Genomic DNA, 18975 nt, shown 5'->3' on the forward strand with positions numbered 1-18975 from the left:
CGTAAGCGCACGAAAGGCATTTGGCAGGGGGCGCTGTCCAGATCTTTCGACGCAAGGGGTGCTTGAACAATGACAACCACCGACTTCTCAAAGCCCGTTCCATACCGGGAGGTGAAGGACACCAACGGCCGCCGGTACCGCATCGGGGAGACCGACCGCGACATCATGGGGCGACCACGATGGACCATGGTGCTCTTCCCATGGATGGGCATGCTGGGCATCAGCTCCTCGGAGTACGCGTTCACCTCGGCCGAGGACACGCTGCACGAGGCACACCTGTGGAACAGCGGGCACATCTTCTGGCTGATGGGCGTCTGGATCTTCTTCCAGGCAGCCGTCGCCTTCCCGGCCGGGCAACTCCGTGAGAGCGGAAGGCTGCCCGCGCGGTACGCCATGTTCCTCGGCGCGCTCGGCACGCTGCTGGGCTATGTCTCGCTCGCGTACGCACCGCACGTGATCGTCGCGTACATCGGGTTCGGCATGTTCAGCGGCATCGGAGCCGGTCTCGTCTACGCGACCTCCGTGAACATGGTCGGCAAGTGGTATCCGGAGCGCAAGGGCGGCAAGACCGGCCTGGTCAACGGCGGTTTCGCCTATGGCTCGGTGCCCTTCGTGTTCCTGTTCACGTCCTACTTGGACCTGAGCAACTACAAGACCGTCCTGGTGGCCGTCGGTGTGGTCTGCTGCACCGTCGTCGCCTTCGCGGGCTGGTTCTTCAAGGACCCGCCCAAGGGCTGGTGGCCGGCGCACGCTGACCCCCTGAAGGTCTCGGAGGACCCGAGGGTCCGTAAGGCGCTGGCGAAGAACCCGCCGGCGGTGAAGCAGTACGTCCCGAGGGAGGCAGTACGTACACCTCTGCTCTGGATGATGTGGTTCTGCCTGCTGTGCACGGCCGGAATCAACATCTTCGGTATCGCATTCCAGGTGCCGTTCGGCAAGGACATGGGCTTCGCGGGCGGGATCGTGGCCACGGCGATGTCCCTGAAGGCCATTGTCAACGGCACCGGACGCGGCATCATCGGCTGGATATCCGACCAGGTCGGCCGGCGCAAGACACTGATCATCGTGTGTCTGGTGCTGGGCACCGCCCAGTTCGGTGTGCTGATCTCCGGCCAGATGGGAAGCATGCCGTTCTTCCTGTTCTGCTCCATGGTCTCCGGATTCGGCGGCGGCGCGATCTTCCCGCTGTTCGCGGCCATGACGGCTGACTACTTCGGCGAGGACAACAACGCCTCCAACTACGGAATCGTCTACAGCTCGAAGCTGGTCTCGGGCCTCGTGGGCTCAGGCGTGGGCGCACTCGTCGTCGACGCGTGGGACTACGAAGGTGCCTTCGTGATAGCCGGATCCATCGGTCTGATGTCCGCCGTGCTGGCGACGTTCCTCAAATCTCCGGGCAGGCCCAAGCCACAAGATGCCCGGCGCATAGTTCCCAACCCGCAACCGCTTGGCGAGGAGATGGCGTAATGACGGCGGAACCAATCGCCGCGAAAGACTCGTCGGACAACCCCGACGCCTCGAACCGCGCATACCGTGAAGTCACCGATTCCCGGGGCCGTGTCTACCGGATCGGCGAAACGGACCGGGACATCCTGGGCCACTCACGCAAGTTCATGGTGTACCTGCCATGGATAGCCATGATGGCGATCAGCGTATTCGAGTACGCGTACGGATCGGCCGAGGACACCCTGTCCCATGGACACGGTTGGACCCAGAGCAACACGTTCTGGATTCTCAGCGTCTGGATCTTTTTCCAGGCAGGTATTGCCTTCCCCGCGGGCTGGATGCGGGAGAAGGGGATACTGACGGCCCGCAGCGCCATGTACATAGGGTCCGTCATGTGTCTGCTGGGCTTCCTGGCCCTCTCGCACCTGAGCAACGTCGTCCTGGCCATCCTGGGCTTCGGCGTCATCGGGGGCGTCGGGTCCGGCCTGGTGTACGCGACCTGCATCAACATGGTCGGTAAGTGGTTCCCCGAGCGACGTGGTGCGAAGACAGGATTCGTCAACGGCGGATTCGCGTACGGCTCCCTGCCGTTCATCTTCATCTTCAACTACGCGTTCGACACGGCCAACTACCACCGTGTGCTGGACCTCATCGGTATCTACATCATGGTCGTGGTGGTGGCGACGGCGTTCTTCTTCAAGGACCCGCCGAAGAACTGGTGGCCGGCGGACATCGACCCGCTGACCTACGGCAGCACCACGAAGGGCGCGGCCAGTCTCGCCAAGAACCCTCCCGCGGTGAAGCAGTACACACCCAAGGAGGCCATCAGGACCGGGATGCTCCCCCTGATGTGGATCGCACTCGTCATGAGCGCGGGCGTGTCGATCTTCGGGATCTCGTTCCAGGTCGACTTCGCCAAGGAGGTGGGCTTCGGCCCCCTGGTGGCGGCGTCGTCGATGGGCGTCATGGCCGTCATCAACGGCATCGGCCGCGGAGTGGTGGGCTGGCTGTCCGACACCTTGGGCCGTAAGCAGACCCTGGTGTCCGTCATCGTCATCCTGGGGCTCGCGCAGTTCGGCGTGATCTGGGCCGGTGACATCAAGAGCGAGTGGCTGTTCCTGGTCTTCGCCTTCCTCTCCGGGTTCGGCGGCGGGGCCTTCTATCCGCTGTTCGCGGCTCTCACGCCGGACTACTTCGGCGAGAACTACAACGCCACCAACTACGGGCTGGTGTACAGCGGCAAGCTGATCAGTGGCCTGTTCGGTGGTGGTCTCGGCTCGATGGTGGTCGCCGCCTGGGGTTACAACGGCGCCTACGCGCTGGCCGGCAGCATCTCCATGGTGGCGGCGGCAATAGCACTGCTCCTGCGCCAGCCGGGGCAGAACCGCACGGTGAAGGTATCCGCGCCACAGCCGCAACCGGTGGGCTGAGCAAGAAGGTTCCGGTCGGCTGAGCACGTACCGACCGGCTGAGCAAGGCAGTCCTGACAACGGGCGGCCCTCCCCACGTTCTGACTCGCGGGGAGGGCCGCCCGTCCGTGTTGGGCGTGGGGCCACTACCTGCGCCTCTTGCGGAGGGCCGCGAGGTTGTCGTAGCCGGTCTTCGCATACGTCAGTGACTGCGCGAGGTCGGTGGAGCTCGGGGCGTTGTCCTGCTCGACCATCGGGTTGTGGTAGTTCCTCTCGCCGACGCGCGAGAAGAACGTGGTGTAGTCGATGACGCCGGTCCCGAACGGCACCATGTCGTAGCCCATGCCGTTGGTGGTGTTGACGGTGCCGTCCTTCGCGTGGAACAGCGGGTAGCGCTTGTTGTTGCGGACGACGAGACCCGCGGGGTCGAAGACCTTCTCCTGGTTGGAGCCGTCGTGGGCGGTGTAGGTGTGGAACTTGTACTGGGCGACGTGCGCCCAGAAGATGTCCATCTCGAGCCAGACGAGTTTCGGGTCCGTGACCTTCAGGAAGTACTCCAGCTTGCGGATGCCGGAGCTTCGGGTGGGGTTGCCCTGGGCGTCGAGCGGGCCTCCGTCGAGCAGGAATCCGTACGCCGCGTCGTGGTTGTGGGTGTACAGCTTGACGCCCTCACGGCGGGCGATCGCGCCGAGCGCGTTCCATTTGTCGCCCGCCACGTCCCAGTCGGCCCGGTAGGCGCTGCCGGTGGGGTCGCCGCCGGTGCCCATGTGGGCGAGGCCCAGGATGTTGGCGATCTCCAAGTGCCGCTTGAAGGTGTCGAGGTCGGGTGTCGTGAGCGGCCAGGACGGGGGTATGTAGCCGTGGTTGCCCTGTGCCCGCAGTCCGTAGTCGTCGAGCCAGGAGCGCAGCAGCTTTGCGCCCGCCACGGACTCCAGGTTGGCGCCGCCCGGGGAGTTGGCGTGCTGGCCGTATCCGGCGAACTCCACCTGCCGGTAGCCGTACCGCGAGAGCTCTTTGAAGACCTCGCGGAAACCGGAGGGCAGATCGGTGGTGAGGGGGTCACGGCCGGTGGCGTCACGGACGGTGTAGAGGATGATGCCGCGCCTGTTCGCGGGGACGAGGACCTCACCAAGGTGACCGCCCCCTCCCCCGCTCTGGGCCAGGGCCGGCGAGGCGCCGAAGACGGGTGCGGCGATCGCCGCGGTCGCGACGGCGGTGCAGGTGCTCAGGAAGCTGCGACGGCCGACGCCGAGAGTGCGGCGCAGGGCCTCGTCGGTGCCGTCGGCTCTGTCGGTTCCGGAGGTGTGCTGAAGGTCGGTCACGGGTGCCTCTTCTCCTGTTGTTGCAGGTCAGATGCGTGCGGGTTGCTTCGCGGCACGCGTTGTCAGTGGCGCGTGCTTCACTTTCCGTAGTTGCTCGTCACGTCTTGTCACGACTCGTCATGCGAGGCCGGCCAGGGTGAGGAGCAGGGATTTCACTTCGGTGGCCGCGACGCGGCCGGTGACTGTGCGGGGGGTGGAGCAGATGATGAGCGGACCGTCGTCGTCGCTCATGGGGAGACGGCCGTGGCTGCCTCGAATAGGTGCCGGGTCCAGGGGCACGACCGCCATGCGGTAGCGCATGCCGAGCTTCTTGCGGGCCAGCGCGCCCGCCGCCTTGACCTTCACATAGGGGTCGAGGGGGTCCATGAAGAGTTCGACCGGGTCGTAGCCGGGTTTGCGGTGGATCTCGACGAGCTGCGCGAAGTCGGGCGCGCGTGCGTCGTCGAGCCAGTAGTAGTACGTGAACCAGGCGTCCGGCTCCGCAACGGCGACGAGTTCGCCCGAGCGTGGGTGGTCGAGGTGATGGCTCTTCTTGCCCTCGTCGTCGAGGAGTTGCTCGATGCCGGGCAGATCGGCGAGTGCCGCTTTTGTGGCCTCCAGGTCCTCCGGGCGGCGCACGTAGACATGGGCGATCTGGTGGTCGGCGACCGCGAAGGCACGGGAGGCCATCGGGTCGAGGTACTCCATGCCGTCCTGCGTGTGCACTTCGAGGAGTCCGGCGCGGCGCAGGGCGCGGTTGATGTCGACGGGGCGGCTCACGCGGGTGATGCCGTACTCGGAGAGCGCGACGACGGTTCGGCCTTCGGCCTTGGCGTCGTCGAGAAGGGGGGCCATGGCCGCGTCGAGGTCCGCGGCCGCCTGGAGGGAGCGCGGGTCGTCGGGGCCGAAGCGCTGGAGGTCGTAGTCGAGGTGAGGGAGGTAGCAGAGGGTCAGGTCGGGGTGCCGGGTGCGGATGATGTGGCGGGTCGCGTCGATGATCCAGCGGCTGGAGACGAGGTCCGCGGCGGGACCCCAGAAGTGGAACAGCGGGAACACGCCGAGCTTCTCGGTGAGTTCGTCGCGCAGGGCCGGGGGCCTGGTGTAGCAGTCGGGTTCCTTGCGGCCGTCGGCGTAGTAGACGGGACGAGGGGTGACAGTGAAATCGGTGTCGGCGCCCATGGCGAACCACCAGCAGATATTGGCGACGGTGTAGCCGGGGTGCGCGCGGCGGGCGGCGTCCCACAGCTTGTCGCCGGAGACGAGGCCGTTGTGCTGACGCCACAGAAGTACGTCGCCCAGCTCGCGGAAGTACCAGCCGTTGCCGACGATCCCGTGCTCGGAGGGGTGGGTGCCGGTGAGGAAGGTCGACTGGGCGGCGCAGGTGACGGCGGGCAGGACGGTGCCGAGAGGGGCACGGGAGCCGGACTGGCCGAGCGCTTTGAGGTGGGGCATGTGGTCGAGAAGACGGGGGGTGAGGCCGACGACGTCCAGGACGAGGAGCGGGGTGGGGCGGCCGGTGCGCTCCGGTGAGGGGCTCACGGGTGCTGTGTTCACGGCAGCTCCTTGAGGCCGAGGTCGGTCAACAGGTCGCGGGCGAGGGTGAGTTCGGCGGCGATGCCGTCGGCCAACTGGGCTCGTCCGCGGGGACGCAGTTCGGGCGGGAGGGTCTGCCAGGTGTAGGTCTCGACCTCCAGATGGTGGGTGAGCGGGTGCGGGCCGCCGACGAGGCGGGTCAGGGCGGCGCGGAGTACGGGGAGTGTGGAGGTGAGGGGCGTGGCGGGGGCCGCGTGCAGTGGGACGTGGAAGTGGGCGCGCCAGGGTGAGGCGTCGGGCAGGGCGTCGCCTGCGAGGGCCTCGCCCAGATCGTCGGTGCCGCGCAGGCCGGCGGCCGTCCGGGTGCGGGTCTGGTGCAGGAAGCGGGGTTCGTCGAAGGCGGCGAGGGCTGCGCGGACTTCGGGGAGATGGGGGTGTTCGGCGTGCAGGGCGGCTGAGAGCTGGGACTTGACGACGGGGACGCGGGCATCCGCGAGGGCGTCCAGTGCGGTGTCCGGGTCTTCGAAGGAGGTGGCGAGGTGGCAGGTGTCGACGCAGATGCCGATGCGGTGGTGGCCGATGGCGGTGAGCGGGGCGATGGCGTCGTGCGTGGTCTCGACGGTGCAGCCGGGTTCCGGCTCCAGGCCGATGCGGATGGAGCGGCCGGTGAGTTCGTCGAGGGCGTCGAGTCGTTCGGCGAGCGTGGTCAGCGCGGTGTGGGCCGTTGCCGCCCGTTCGTCGTCGTACGCGGTGCGCCAGGCCAGCGGCAGGGTGGAGATGGTGCCTTCGGTGACGTCGTCGGGAAGCAGCTGGGCGAGGACGCGGGCCAGCGCGGTGGTGTGGGCGAGGCGTTCCGGGTCGGCCCAGTCCGGCTGGTAGACGCGGTACTTGACCTCTTCCGCGCCGAAGCCCTCGTACGGGAAGCCGTTGAGGGTGACGACTTCGAGCCCGCGACGGTCGAGTTCGGTGCGCAGTCCGCGCAGTGCGGACGGGTCGGTGACCAGGGCGTGGGCGGCGTCCCTGGCGAGCCACAGGCCGATGCCGAGACGGTCGCGGCCGAGGCGCCGGCGGACGGGTTCGCAGTGGTCGCGGAGCTGGGCGAGGACACCGTCGAGGGTTTCGGCCGGGTGGACGTTGGTGCAGTAGGCGAGGTGGACGGTCGAGCCGTCGGGGTGGCGGAAGCGCATCGTTCACTCCCCGCCACGGAGGATGGAGTTGCCTTCGTGGGTGGCGTCCGGGGACGCGAGGTCGAGGTTCAGCCGGCCGCTGAGCCCGTAGAAAGCCACGGGGTTGCGCCACAGCACCCGGTCGACCTCGTCGTCGGTGAATCCGGCCGCCAGCAGGGCGTCACCGACCCGGCGGGTCTTGAGGGGATCGCTTCTCCCCCAGTCCGCGGCCGAGTTGACCAGCACCTTCTCCGGTCCGTACGCCCGCAGGATCGCGACCATCCGTTCCTCGTCCATCTTGGTGTCGGGATAGACGGAGAAGCCCAGCCAGCAGCCGCTGTCCTTGGCCTCTTTGACGGTGGTCTCGTTGAGGTGGTCGATCAGGACGTGGTCCGGGGGCAGTGCGGACTCCCGGACCACGTCCAGGGTGCGGCGCAGGCCGGCCAGTTTGTCGCGGTGCGGGGTGTGCACGAGCGCGGGCAGCTCGTGGTCGGCGGCGAGCTGGAGCTGGGCGGCCAGGGCGGTGTCCTCGGCGGGGGTCATCGAGTCGTAGCCGATCTCGCCGACGGCCACGACCTGGTCCTTGACGAGATAGCGGGGCAGTTCGTCCAGGACAGGGACGCAGCGGGGGTCGTTCGCCTCCTTGGGGTTGAGGGCGAGCGTGCAGTGGTGGGCGATGCCGTACTGGGCGGCGCGGAAGGGTTCCCAGCCGAGGAGGGAGTCGAAGTAGTCGAGGAAGGAGGTGGGAGAGGTGCGGGGCTGGCCGAGCCAGAAGGAGGGTTCGACGACGGCGCGGACGCCCGCGGCGTGCATGGCCTCGTAGTCGTCGGTGGTCCGTGACGTCATGTGGATGTGGGGGTCGAAGATGCGCATCAGGACTCCTTGCCGGGCGTGCCGGATGTCCGGCGCGAGCCGGAGCTGCCGGACGTGCCAGTGGGGGTGGCCGTGGGGTCGGTCAGGGTCAGGACGCGGTACAGGTCCTCGGGTACGGGACGGCCCGCGGCGGTGCGTTCGTCGGCGTAGTCGGCGAGCATCCGGGCGAGTTCGGCGTCGGCGCGGGCGCGCCGGGGCAGCTCGGCCACCTCCTCGACGGGGACACCGGTGAACAGGCACTTCAGCACGGCGTGGCGCCAGTTGTGGGCGTCGAGGTGGCGGGCGGCGTACGGGCCGACGGCGGCGGCGACGAGCCGGGTGTCGTTGGTGCGCAGCGCGTCCTCGACGAGGGGCAGGGCGTCGGGCCCCGTCACCAGGTGGGGCAGCGCGTGCAGGACGGCTCGGCGTTCTGCGGCGGTGCCCTGGCGGTAGACGCGGGCGAGGGCGTTCATGTCGGCGCGGGCGGCGTGCAGGAGGAGTACGCGGGCGGCGTCGGCGTACTCGGGTCCGCACCGGCGGCCGGCTTCGGCTATCCGTAGCTCCCAGACGGAGATGGGGCCGTGGGCGCCGGGGTGGGCGGCGGCCTCGTCGAGTGCCTGATCCAGCCAGGCGCGGGCGGCTCCGCCGAGGTGGGTGTTCAGGCGGGCGTACAACTCGGCGACGACGGGAGGGGTGGTGTCGCTCGCCGGGGCGTGGTGGCTGGGATGCGGGTGGTTCACGGGATTCTCCCTTCGCGGCTGTGGGGGGTCTCCCGGGCCGCGCGGTGGAGGAATGGGAGGGACTGTTCGGCGAAGTGGGGGCCCGCGTGGGAGTGGCGGGGCAGTTCGACGACGGTGAGGGCCTGGTAGCCGGTGGCGGCCAGGGCTTCCAGTACGGGCGGGAAGTCGATCTCCCCCTCCCCGAAGGGGAGGTGTTCGTGGACGCCGCGCCGCATGTCCTCGATCTGGACATGGCGCAGCCAGGGGGCGGCGGCGCGTACGCAGTCGGCGGGTGAGAGGGGTTCGAGGCACTGGCAGTGGCCGATGTCGAGGGTGAGACCGAGGGCGGCCGGGTCGCCGAGTGCCAGGCGGAGACGGTGGAACTCGGCGAGGGAGGAGAGCAGGTGGCCTGGCTCGGGTTCGACGGCGAGGGGGACTCCGGTGTGGGTGGCGGCGTCCAGCACGGGGGCGATTGCCTCGGCGAAGCGTTTCCAGGCGGTGTCCTCGTCCGTGTCGGCCGGAGTGACCCCGCTGAAGCAGTGCACGGCGTGGGCGCCGAGGTCCGCTGCCACCCGCACGGCCCGAGTGAGCAGGTCCACGCGGCGGGCACGGTCCTCCGGATCCGGGTCGAGGAGGGACGGGCCGTGCTTGCGCCGCGGGTCGAGGACATAGCGGGCACCGGTCTCCACGGTGACCGTGAGGCCGAGCTCATCCAGTCTGCGGGCCACCTTGGCGGTGCGGGTGCCGAGTTCCGGGGCGAGCGGGTCGAGGTGCATGTGGTCGAGGGTCAGGCCGACGCCGTCGTAGCCGAGGTCGGCGAGGAGAGCGAGGGCGTCGTCGAGACGGAGGTCGGAGAGGCCGTTGGTTCCGTAACCGAAGCGGAGGGGGCGGGGGGTCGCCGGGGTGGGATCGGTGCCCTGGGGCGAGGTCGGGTACGGGCGGGCGTTTGGGAGCGGGGTCGGGAGGGGGCCACCGCTTGGGGGCGAGGTTGAGTGCGGGCCTGGACCCGGGGGCGAGGTCGGGTACGGGCCGGGACTCGGGGGCGAGGTCGGGTACGGGCCGGGACTCGGGGGCGAGGTCGGGTGGGGGCCGGGACTCGGGGGCGAGGTCGGGTGGGGGTCCTGATGCGCGGTCCGGTGGGGGTTTGGGGTCATGTGACGCTCACCTTCCTTGCGAACTTGCGGGCCGCTGGGGCGAGTGCGGCCGTCAGGAGGGCGGTGACGGGTGCGCCCGCGCGGGCGGCCAGGGCGGCCTGGAGGGGGATCATGGCGCGGATTCCGCCGCCGACGGCTCGCTGGGTGAGCGGGGGTGAGGGGTTGAGCGCGGCGTGGAAGAGGGGGCGGGCGGAGGTCACGGCGTAGACGAGGGTGAGGGCTCCGCGGAGGGCGGCTTCTGCAGGGTGCCGGGATGGGCCGGAGCCGGGTGCTGCTCGGTTGGGGGTGAGCCAGGGAGCGCCGAGGGGAACTCGGCCGTGCTTCAGGACCGGGGCCTCGACGGGTGGTCGGCCAAACGTTGGCTCCGACGCGTCAACACGCCCTGGGGGCAGGGCTGTCGGGGTGCCCGCAGCGTCCTGCGGTCTTACGGCCATGGGGCGGCGTCCCTGCTGTCCTGCGACTCCCCGGTCGCTCAGCAGCACCCAGGCCAGCGCGCCCGTTGTGGCCAGCGCGGCCAGCGGCGCAGCCGACGAACCACCTTGCGTCTCCCCTCGGGACACCACTGTCACCGCGAGGGTGTGGGTGGCCAGGGTGAGGGCGGAGGGGAGGGCCTGGCGGACGGCGGTACGGCGAGGGGCGTTCGGGCCGGGGAGAGATGCCGTGGTCTGGGTGGTGGCGCCGGTGGTGGTCGCGCCGAGGAGTACGTCCAGGCCTCGGGCGGTGGCCATGGCCGCCGGGCCCGCAGGGGTCTGTTTGAGCGCGAGGTCGTACGCCCAGATGGTGGCCGCGAGGGGTACGGCGACCGCGAGCGAGCGGCCACCCGCTCGGGCTGCCAGGGCGAGACCCGCCGCCGTCAGCGCTCCGGCCGCCGCGAGCGCCGCGGCCGGGTGGATGCGGCCGGAGGGCAGCGGGCGGTGCGGACGGTCCACGGCGTCCTCGGCGCGGTCGGCCCAGTCGTTGAGGGCCATGCCGGCCTCGTACAGGCAGAGGGAGGAACCGATGGCGAGCAGAGTGCGGGAGTTGGGGCGGGCCCCCACCGCTGCGGCGCCCGTGAGCGCGTCTCCGGGGACGGTGAAGAGGGCGGGCAGGCGCAGCAGTTCGGCCCAGGCTCGGGCGCCGGCCCTGGCTCTGGTACCGGCCCTGGCTCTGGCTCTGGCTCTGGCACCAGCGCTGGCCGTGGTACCAGCGCTGACGTCACCGCTGGCGTCAGCACCGGTGTCGCCACTGGCCCCGGCCCCGGCCCCGGCCCCGGCACCATCCCTGGCCTCGGCACTGACGTCGCGACCGTCGTCGGCACCGGCACTCGCACCTGTACCGGCACCGGCACCGGCTCGCGCCGACGTTCCGGCACCCCCCGTCCGGCGCCTTCGCGGCGCGCCCGACTTACCCAAGGCACCCGAGGGATCGGAAGCACCCGAAGCACCGATCCTCAACGGCCCGCCCGCCGCGAACGCGAACACCAACGCCACACCACCCGACGCCAACCTCAAAGCCGAACCACCCGGCCCGAGCGGTGCACCGGACCCGGGCGACGACCCACCCGTCCCGCGTACCTCTCCAGACCCGAGCCGCGCACCGGACGTGGGCGACCCGCCCGCCCCGCGCACCTCACCCGCCCCCAACAACCCCAGCCACCGCACCACCCGCCCCCTCACAGCGCCTCCCCCGAGGATTCGCCCAGCGGCCCCGCCAGCCGTCCCGCCAGGCGGGCCAGCGCCGCGTACTGCTCCCCCAGCCCCGCGGGCGCCACCCCCACCGGATCCTTGAAGTAGAAGGCCAGCTCGCTCAACGGGCCGGAGAGGCCGATGTCGTGGGCGCGGGAGACGATCCGGGCGAGGTCGAGGATCAGTGGGGCGGCGAGGGCGGAGTCGCAGCCCTGCCAGGTGGTCTGGAGGATCATGCGGGTGCCGAGGAAGCCGTCGAAGGCGATGTGGTCCCAGGCGGTCTTCCAGTCGCCGAGGGCGGGCACGTCGTCGATGTGGACCTCGCCCTGCGGGGCGGCGCCCAGCGTGTCGGCCAGCACCCGCTCCTTGCCGGCGTTCTTGGCCGCGGCGGCGGCCGGGTCGGCGAGGGAGGCGCCGTCGCCCCCGCCGAGGAGGTTCGTGCCGGACCAGGCCCGCACCGTCAGGGCGCGCTGGGCGAACATCGGGCCCAGCACGGAGCGGAGCAGGGTCTGGCCGGTCTTGCCGTCGCGGCCCGCGTAGGGCAGGCCGCCGGCCTCGGCCCGGGATGCCAGCGCCGGGTGGTGCAGGCCCGTGGAGGGGGTGAAGTTCACATAGGGGCAGCCGGCGCGCAGGGCAGCGGCCGCATACAGGGAACTCGGCGGCAGTGCGTCACCGGTGGGCGCGGGCTCCGTGGAGGCCACGTTCACCACGACCGCCCGGGCCAGGCCACATCGCCGTACGAAATCCCGCATGTCCGCGGCGAAGGCCTCGATGAGCTCGGCGGGTTCCCGGGTGTCGCCGGGGCCGGGGCCGCCGGGGCGGATCTCCCGGTCGGCGGCGGCCAGTTCGGCCCGCACCGCCGACGGGAGGCCGTACGGCAGGACGCCCCCGGCGGCCAGCGCCTCCGCACGCTTGGGCAGCGGGCAGTCGACCGTGTCGTGACCGCCGAAGACAAGAGAGGACAACGAGGGCAGGTCGCAGGCGGCGAACAGGCCGGTCTCGGTGACCATGCCCGTCGGGGCGTGCAGGCCCCCGGTGACAGCCGCGCAACCCGCGACGACGGTGGTGGCGACGGAGCCGCGTGCTCCGATCAGCCACACCCCCACCCGGGGTTCCGAAAGGACCCTGGGTTCGGAAAGGGACCCGGACATGGGCAGCCTCCTTGTCGTACGTCAACCACGGAGAACAGGAGAAGGAGCACAGGAGCAGAAGCAGAAGCAGGAGCGGGAGCAGGAGTGGAGAAGGGTCGAGACGGCGGGCGGGAGTACGGCGTGTCCCGCCCGCCGCCGCTCAGTTGCCCTTCACGGGCAGTTCCTTGATCCGGATGTCGCGGAAGGACACCTCGTCGTCGGATCCGTGGTTCTGGATCCCGACGTGCCCGTCGCGCAGGCTCCGGGCCGGATCGGTGTTGGTGAAGTCGTTGATCCGCACGCCGTTGAGCCAGACGCGGAGCCGTTCGCCCTCCACGCGGATCTCGTACGTGTTCCACTCGCCGGGCGGGTTCAGCGCGCGGTCGCGCTTCTTGAGCTCGGCGGACTGGAAGCCGTACACGGATCCCGTGGTCTTCTCGGGCACGTCCGTGGCATCGATCTGGACCTCATAGCCGTTGTTCACGGCCGACCACGGGTCGTCGGAGGCCGGAAAGCCCACGAAGACACCGGAGTTGTCGTCGCCGGACACCTTCCAGTCCAGCTTCAGCGAGTACGAACCAAAGCCGGGACCGAAGCCGGAACCGGCATCGGAACCGGCACCGAAGACGGGACCGGAACCCGCGGAAGGAGCACCCGCGTACCAGAGCATCCCCAGCCCGCCGCTCGATGTCAGCGTGCCGTCCTCGCTCAGCGAGAACGAGCCCGGCCCCGCCTGCTGCCAGGCCGACAGCGACTCGGCGGTGCCGTCGAACAGCGGCCGGTAGCCGTTCTCCGGGCGGCAGTCGGCCTGGGCGTCGCCGACGGCGTACCGGATTCCGCCCAACAGGTGCTGACGGAGGGCGGGTTCGGCGTACGACTCCTTGGTGTGGCCGGCCCCGGTGTAGAAGGCGCGGCCGCCCTGGTACTCCTGGCACCAGGCGATCGGATGGTCGCCGCTCATCGTGCCGCCGGTGTACGAGGACTCGTCGAGCGAGGCCAGGACGTGAGCGTGTTCCCGTGGGTTGGAGCGGTAGTTGTACCACTCGTCGGTACGGTTCCACGCTCGCGCCAGTTCCGAGGTCGCCGGGTGTGCCCGGTCCTCGACGTCGACCGTCGCGGGCTGGATCGCCGGGTGCGACTGGAAGTACGCCCCGGCGAGACCGCCGTAGAAGGCCCAGTCGTACTCGGTGTCGGCGGCAGCGTGGACACCCACATAGCCGCCGCCCCGCTTGATGTACCGCTCGAAGGCGCCCTGTTGGGCGTCGTCGAGGACGTCGCCCGTGGTGGAGAGGAAGACGACGGCGTCATAGCGGGCGAGGTTGCGGGAGGTGAAGGCTCCGGCGTCCTCGGTCGCGTCGACGGAGAAGCCGTCAGTCGCGCCCAACTCCCTTACGGCCGCTATCCCTTCGGGTATCGAGTCGTGCCGGAAGCCGGCGGTCTTGGAGAAGACCAGGACCCGTGTCTCATCGGCTCCCTTCGACGCGGCCGGTCCCGACACGCAGCCGATGAGCACGGCAGCCGCCGCGGCGGACGTCATCACTCGCGCTGGTGCGCGCATCACAGCAACACCTCTTCAGCCGCTCGTCGTGAAGGTGAAGTCGTCCAGGTCGTACAGCGCGCCGTTTCCGCTGCTCCCCTTGAAGACGAGGTAGAGCGAGGTCGTGCCGCGTGGTGCGCGGGACAGGTCGGCGCTGACGTCCTGGAAGGTGTCCCAGCCGCCGGTCACCGGCACGGTGGCCTTGCCCAGCAGCCGGCCGGTCGGAGAGCCCGCGCGGACTTCGAGGGTGCCGCCCGCGCCGGCCGACGCGACCCGCGCCGTGATCTTCTGGGCGTTGCTGAGCACGTACGGCGTGAACGAGATCCAGTCGCCGTTGTCGACGTCCCCGACGACCTCGCCGCCGTGGGCGGTGGACTTCGAGTAGACCGTCACCCCCGAGGACGTGCCGAAGTGCTCGGCCTGGCGGTGCTTGGGCTGGACGACATGCTGGTCGTGGCTGGTCAGCGGAGCCTGGCCGCCGCCACCGGCGTCGGTGTACTCGGCGTCGAAGACCCCGAAGATATTGGCATCGTCGTCGTGGCCGTCGCCCGCGCCGGTCGCGATGGTGCCGGTGCAGCCGTTGGCCGAGGTCAACACATGGCCGTGACTGTCGTGGCCGAGGATGAAGTTGACCTTCACCTTGGCGCAGTCGATCGCCCTGCCGTCCTCCGGGTCGGTGACCTTCACCTTGAACGGAACGGAGTCGCCGAAGTTGAACAGCTGTCCGTCCTGCGGCAGTTGGAGTGTCACCGTGGGCGCGGTGTTGCCGACCACGATCTGCACGCTCGAACTTCCCGTCCGGCCGTCCGGGTCCTTGGCGGTCAGAGTCGCCGTGTAGGTGCCGTTGGTCTTGTATTTGTACGTCGGGTTCGCCGCGGTCGAGGTGCCGCCGTCGCCGAAGTCCCAGCTGTACGTGAGGGCGTCGCCGTCCGCGTCGGTCGAACCGGCCGAGGAGAAGGTCACCTTCAGCTTCGCCTGTCCCGAGGTGCGGTCGGCGGTGGCCTGCGCGACCGGGGAGTGCCCGTCGGTGGCGTTCTCGATCCGGTAGAGGCCCGAGTGCTCGTCGCCGCCGAACCAGGCGGTGCCGTAGTCGAGGACGTACAGCGCTCCGTCAGGTCCGAACGCCATGTCCATCACCTGGGTGCCCGTCCAGGGGATGTCGTTGATGGACTGCACGGCGCCGCTCGCGTCCGATTCGATCCGCTTGATCCAGCGGCGGCCGAACTCGCCCGCGAAGAAGTCGCCGTCGTAGGCCTCCGGGAACTTCACCGGCGAGTCGAGCGAGGCGTCGTAGTGGTAGACCGGGCCGCCCATCGGGGACTCCGAGCCGCTGCCGAACTCCGGGACGGACGCGCCGTCGTAGGGGATCCAGGCGGCCTGGGCCGGGGGCAGGTCGGTGAGACCGGTGTTGTGGGGCGAGGTGTTCTTGGGGGCGGCGCAGTCGAAGGCCGCGCCCGAGGTGCCGGTGGCGAAGTCGTAGTCCACGTAGGCGTCGTTGTCACCGGTGCAGTACGGCCAGCCGAAGTTTCCGGGGGCGGTGACGCGGGCGAACTCGACCTGTCCTGCGGGGCCGCGCGTCGGGTCGGCGGCACCGGCGTCCGGGCCGTACTCACCGACGTACAGGATGCCCGTCGCCTTGTCGACGCTGAAGCGGAACGGGTTGCGGAAGCCCATCGCGTAGATCTCGGGGCGTGTCCTGTCGGTGCCGGGGGCGAAGAGGTTACCGTCCGGGATGGCGTACGAGCCGTCGGCGTTCACCTTGATGCGAAGGATCTTGCCGCGCAGGTCGTTGGTGTTGCCGGCGGAACGCTGGGCGTCGAAGGCCGGGTTGCGGTCGGCGCGCTCGTCGATGGGCGTGAAGCCCTGCGACTGGAAGGGGTTGGAGTCGTCGCCGGTCGACAGGTAGAGGTTGCCGGCCGCGTCGAAGTCGATGTCGCCGCCGACGTGGCAGCAGATGCCCCGGGAGGCCTGGACGTCGAGGATCTTCGTCTCACTCGCGTTGTTCAGGGTGCCGTCTGCGTTCAGGACGAACCGCGAGAGGCGGTTCACGCCGTCGAAGGGTGCGAAGTCGGCGGCCGTGCCGGTCTCGGGGGCGTCGCCCGCCGGGGTGTTCAGCGGGGGCGCGTAGTAGAGGTAGAGGAATCGGTTCTGCGCGAACCCGGGGTCGAGGCCGACGCCCTGTAGGCCCTCCTCGTCGTGCGAGTACACGTCGATCTTGCCCGCGAGTTTCGTGTTGCCCGCGCTGTCGGTGAGTCGCAGTTCGCCGTCGCGCGAGGTGTGCAGGACCGAGCGGTCCGGGAGCACCGCCAGCGACATCGGCTCGCCGACCTCGGGCTCCCCCTTGGCGAGGGTGACCTGCTGGAAGTCCTCGGCAGCGGCGGCGACTTCGGTGGGGCCGGCGACGGCTGCGCCGGCCGAGGGCGAGGTGAGGGTGAGAGACGCGGCCGCCAGGATCGCGCCGCTCAGCAGGGCGAGTGCGCCACGAAGTCTCGGACGTCTGGTGTGCCTTCTGTTCTTCCTGTTACTGGCCTTACTGGCGTACGGGTGCACGAAATGCCTCCATGAAGGGGCTGGTCGTACGGGCGGGTGCCGCGGTGCGGCGATACGCCGGGGTGCGCCGTCACCCCGGAACCTTGAGAGATGTGCGATGTGAACCGCGCGACGTGAAGACCGCGCGAGGTGAACTGGGCTGTGCGGCCTAGTCGTTGCCTCCGAACGCCGCGTCGAACGAAGCCGACGGCGGCTCGAAGTCGTAGGCCTTGAGGCGGGTCAGGGCCTCCGGTGCGCCCTGTAGCCGGTCCATCCCGGCGTCCTCCCACTCCACGGAGATGGGACCCGTGTAGTCGATGGAGCGCAGCATGCGGAACACGTCCTCCCAGGGGACATCGCCGTGGCCCGCGGAGACGAAGTCCCAGCCACGCCGCGGGTCGCCCCAGGGCAGGTGCGAGCCGAGGCGGCCGTTGCGGCCGTCGAGCCGCTTGCGGGCCTCCTTGCAGTCGACGTGGTAGATCCGGTCGCGGAAGTCGTAGAGGAAACCGACCGGGTCGAGGTCCTGCCACACGAAGTGCGAGGGGTCGAAGTTGAGGCCGAAGGCGGGACGGTGGCCAACCGCCTCCAGTGCCTTGTGAGTTGTCCAGTAGTCGTACGCGATCTCGCTCGGGTGGACCTCGTGCGCGAACCGCACGCCCTGCGCGTCGAAGACGTCCAGGATCGGGTTCCAGCGTTCGGCGAAGTCCTCGTATCCGCGCTCGATCATCGACTCGGGCGCGGGCGGGAACATCGCGACCAGGTGCCAGATGGCGGAACCGGTGAAGCCGATGACCGTGTCGACGCCGAAGGCGGCCGCCGCACGGGCGGTGTCGGCGATCTCGGCGGCGGCCCGCTGCCGTACGCCCTCGCCCTCGCCGTCGCCCCAGATGCGTGCGGGCAGGATGCCCTTGTGGCGTTCGTCGATGATGGCGTCGCACACGGCCTGGCCGACCAGGTGGTTGGAGATCGCCCAGCACTTGAGGCCGTACTTGTCCAGGAGTGCGCGCCGGGAGTCGAGGTAGGACGGGTCGGCGAGCGCCTTGTCGACCTCGAAGTGGTCGCCCCAGCAGGCGAGTTCGAGTCCGTCGTAGCCGAAGTCGCGGGCGAGACGGCAGACTTCTTCGAGGGGCAGGTCGGCCCACTGGCCGGTGAAGAGTGTGAAGGTACGCGGCATGGTTAAAGGCCTCCTCGAACCGCTATGGGCGTATGGACGGTTATCGGTGTGTAGACGGAGTTCTTCTCGGCGCTCTCCTCCACCGCCGCCAGCACGCGCTGCACCTGCAGCCCGTCGGCGAAGGACGGCACGGGACGGTGTCCGGCCGCGATGGCCTGCACCAGATCGCGGGCCTGGTGCACGAAACTGTGCTCGTAGCCGAGGCCGTGGCCCGGCGGCCACCAGGCGTCCAGGTAGGGGTGGTCGGGTTCGGTGACGAGGATGCGGCGGAAGCCCGCGTGTGTGCCGGGTTCGGTGTGGTCGTGGTAGGAGAGTTCGTTGAGGCGTTCCAGGTCGAAGGCCAACGAGCCGTGCTCGCCGTTGAGTTCGATGCGCAGCGCGTTCTTGCGGCCGGTCGCGAACCGGGTGGCCTCGAAGGAGGCGAGGGCGCCGGAGGCGAAGCGGCCGGTGAAGAGGGCGGCGTCGTCGACGGTGACCGTGCCGAGGCCGCCGCCGGCTTCCGAGGCCGCCGACAGGCCGCTCGTCGTCCCGCCGGGCAGCGGCCGCTCCCGTACGAACGTCTCGGTGAGCGCGGAGACCCCGACGACCGGCTCCCCCGCCAGATACTGCGCGAGGTCGATGATGTGCGCGCCCAGATCCCCGAGCGCGCCGGAGCCCGCGATTTCCTTGCGGAGTCGCCAGGTGAGCGGGAACTCCGGGTCCACCAGCCAGTCCTGGAGGTACACCACCCGCACGTGCCGCAGGGCGCCCAGCCGCCCCTCGGCGACGATCGAGCGGGCGAACGTCGTCGCGGGCAACCGGCGGTAGTTGAAGCCGACCATGGCCAACTGCCCGCGCCGCTCGGCCGCTTCGGCGGCCTCCGTCATCGCCTCCGCCTCGGCGACCGTGTTCGCGAGAGGCTTCTCGCACAGCACGTGCTTGCCGGCCTCCAGGGCGGCGATGGCGATCTCGGCGTGGGTGTCGCCGGGGCTGCAGATGTCGACGAGGTCGACGTCGTCCCGGGCGATCAGGGCACGCCAGTCGGTCTCGGCCGCCGCCCAGCCCTGCCGGTCCGCCATGGCCCGGACGGCTTCGCCGTCACGGCCGCAGACGGCGGCGAGGACCGGTCGGCGCGGCAGGTCGAAGGCGTGGCCCACGGTGCGCCAGCCCTGTGAGTGGGCGGCGCCCATGAAGGCGTATCCGACCATGCCCACGCCCAATGGCGGCTTCGCGGCTTCGGCGTCCACCGGCGCCCCGGCGGTTGCCTCGGCCTCGTCGCCCTGGTGCGGCTGTCCCATGCGGATGTCCTCCTCGTGGTCGTGACACGGTGGGGGGTAGGGCTGTCCGACGGTCGGCGGATCAGGCCGGAGGGTCTCGACGGC

14 protein-coding genes are annotated in these 18975 nt (G+C 70.1%); 2 read left to right on the top strand and 12 right to left on the bottom strand.

The annotated features are described in order from the left end of the window. Positions 1-69 precede the first annotated feature (69 nt). Together ACIPC1_RS24070 and ACIPC1_RS24075 are read left to right on the top strand one after the other, a co-directional pair. A complete protein-coding gene (locus ACIPC1_RS24070; RefSeq protein WP_402520166.1) occupies positions 70-1467 on the top strand; it encodes an OFA family MFS transporter in 1398 nt (465 codons plus the stop codon). Then, positions 1467-2876 carry an OFA family MFS transporter gene (locus tag ACIPC1_RS24075; RefSeq protein ID WP_402520168.1) on the top strand — a complete coding sequence of 470 codons (1410 nt, stop codon included), beginning with the start codon at positions 1467-1469 and terminating at the stop codon, positions 2874-2876. The genes ACIPC1_RS24070 and ACIPC1_RS24075 overlap by 1 nt, the downstream gene beginning before the upstream one ends. Before the next feature lie 125 nt (positions 2877-3001). Here the strand turns inward: ACIPC1_RS24075 and ACIPC1_RS24080 are convergent, their stop codons facing one another. The 12 genes from ACIPC1_RS24080 to ACIPC1_RS24135 form a co-directional block, all read right to left on the bottom strand. After that, positions 3002-4177 (bottom strand): sugar phosphate isomerase/epimerase family protein, encoded by a 1176-nt coding sequence (locus ACIPC1_RS24080; protein ID WP_402520170.1) that lies wholly within the window; start codon positions 4175-4177, stop codon positions 3002-3004. Between the two features lie 117 nt (positions 4178-4294). Continuing rightward, the gene (locus tag ACIPC1_RS24085) at positions 4295-5710 is read right to left on the bottom strand and encodes a nucleotide pyrophosphatase/phosphodiesterase family protein (RefSeq protein ID WP_402520172.1); all 1416 of its coding nucleotides are present in this window, start codon (positions 5708-5710) and stop codon (positions 4295-4297) included. Then, positions 5707-6876 carry a metabolite traffic protein EboE gene (gene eboE / locus ACIPC1_RS24090; RefSeq protein WP_402520174.1) on the bottom strand — a complete coding sequence of 390 codons (1170 nt, stop codon included), beginning with the start codon at positions 6874-6876 and terminating at the stop codon, positions 5707-5709. The genes ACIPC1_RS24085 and eboE overlap by 4 nt, the downstream gene beginning before the upstream one ends. A 3-nt stretch (positions 6877-6879) precedes the next feature. Next, a complete protein-coding gene (locus ACIPC1_RS24095) occupies positions 6880-7728 on the bottom strand; it encodes a TatD family hydrolase (protein ID WP_384391677.1) in 849 nt (282 codons plus the stop codon). Continuing rightward, positions 7728-8447 (bottom strand): EboA domain-containing protein, encoded by a 720-nt coding sequence (locus ACIPC1_RS24100; RefSeq protein WP_402520177.1) that lies wholly within the window; start codon positions 8445-8447, stop codon positions 7728-7730. Before ACIPC1_RS24100 ends, ACIPC1_RS24095 begins: the two co-directional genes overlap by 1 nt. After that, on the bottom strand, positions 8444-9580 hold the full coding sequence (locus ACIPC1_RS24105; RefSeq protein ID WP_402520179.1) for a TIM barrel protein: 1137 nt from the start codon (positions 9578-9580) through the stop codon (positions 8444-8446). The genes ACIPC1_RS24100 and ACIPC1_RS24105 overlap by 4 nt, the downstream gene beginning before the upstream one ends. Continuing rightward, positions 9577-10677 (bottom strand): SCO3242 family prenyltransferase, encoded by a 1101-nt coding sequence (locus ACIPC1_RS24110; protein ID WP_402520584.1) that lies wholly within the window; start codon positions 10675-10677, stop codon positions 9577-9579. Before ACIPC1_RS24110 ends, ACIPC1_RS24105 begins: the two co-directional genes overlap by 4 nt. A gap of 554 nt (positions 10678-11231) precedes the next feature. Further along, entirely contained in the window at positions 11232-12395 is a 1164-nt protein-coding gene (locus ACIPC1_RS24115) for an inositol-3-phosphate synthase (protein WP_402520181.1), read from the bottom strand. Positions 12396-12534: 139 nt separating this feature from the next. Continuing rightward, positions 12535-13932, bottom strand: coding sequence for a ThuA domain-containing protein (locus ACIPC1_RS24120; protein ID WP_402520183.1), 1398 nt, complete (start codon positions 13930-13932; stop codon positions 12535-12537). Positions 13933-13947: 15 nt separating this feature from the next. Next, the gene (locus tag ACIPC1_RS24125; protein ID WP_402520185.1) at positions 13948-16461 is read right to left on the bottom strand and encodes a PQQ-dependent sugar dehydrogenase; all 2514 of its coding nucleotides are present in this window, start codon (positions 16459-16461) and stop codon (positions 13948-13950) included. A 148-nt stretch (positions 16462-16609) separates the two neighbouring features. Continuing rightward, entirely contained in the window at positions 16610-17614 is a 1005-nt protein-coding gene (locus ACIPC1_RS24130; RefSeq protein ID WP_402520187.1) for a sugar phosphate isomerase/epimerase family protein, read from the bottom strand. 2 nt (positions 17615-17616) lie between these two features. Further along, positions 17617-18891, bottom strand: a complete 1275-nt coding sequence (locus ACIPC1_RS24135) for a Gfo/Idh/MocA family protein (RefSeq protein ID WP_402520189.1) — start codon at positions 18889-18891, stop codon at positions 17617-17619. Positions 18892-18975: the final 84 nt, after the last annotated feature.

Origin of the sequence: Streptomyces sp. NPDC087263 (genome assembly GCF_044744645.1) — a bacterium.
In the GTDB taxonomy this organism is placed as follows: Bacteria; Actinomycetota; Actinomycetes; order Streptomycetales; family Streptomycetaceae; genus Streptomyces.

What these genes read in the sequence shown, in the direction of transcription:
- ACIPC1_RS24130 (WP_402520187.1), bottom strand. Translation starts at nt 17,614, where the DNA reads ATGCCGCGTACCTTCACACTCTTCACCGGCCAGTGGGCCGACCTGCCC.
- eboE (WP_402520174.1), bottom strand. Translation starts at nt 6,876, where the DNA reads ATGCGCTTCCGCCACCCCGACGGCTCGACCGTCCACCTCGCCTACTGC.
- ACIPC1_RS24105 (WP_402520179.1), bottom strand. Translation starts at nt 9,580, where the DNA reads ATGACCCCAAACCCCCACCGGACCGCGCATCAGGACCCCCACCCGACC.
- ACIPC1_RS24120 (WP_402520183.1), bottom strand. Translation starts at nt 13,932, where the DNA reads ATGCGCGCACCAGCGCGAGTGATGACGTCCGCCGCGGCGGCTGCCGTG.
- ACIPC1_RS24070 (WP_402520166.1), top strand. Translation starts at nt 70, where the DNA reads ATGACAACCACCGACTTCTCAAAGCCCGTTCCATACCGGGAGGTGAAG.
- ACIPC1_RS24095 (WP_384391677.1), bottom strand. Translation starts at nt 7,728, where the DNA reads ATGCGCATCTTCGACCCCCACATCCACATGACGTCACGGACCACCGAC.
- ACIPC1_RS24135 (WP_402520189.1), bottom strand. Translation starts at nt 18,891, where the DNA reads ATGGGACAGCCGCACCAGGGCGACGAGGCCGAGGCAACCGCCGGGGCG.
- ACIPC1_RS24075 (WP_402520168.1), top strand. Translation starts at nt 1,467, where the DNA reads ATGACGGCGGAACCAATCGCCGCGAAAGACTCGTCGGACAACCCCGAC.
- ACIPC1_RS24115 (WP_402520181.1), bottom strand. Translation starts at nt 12,395, where the DNA reads ATGTCCGGGTCCCTTTCCGAACCCAGGGTCCTTTCGGAACCCCGGGTG.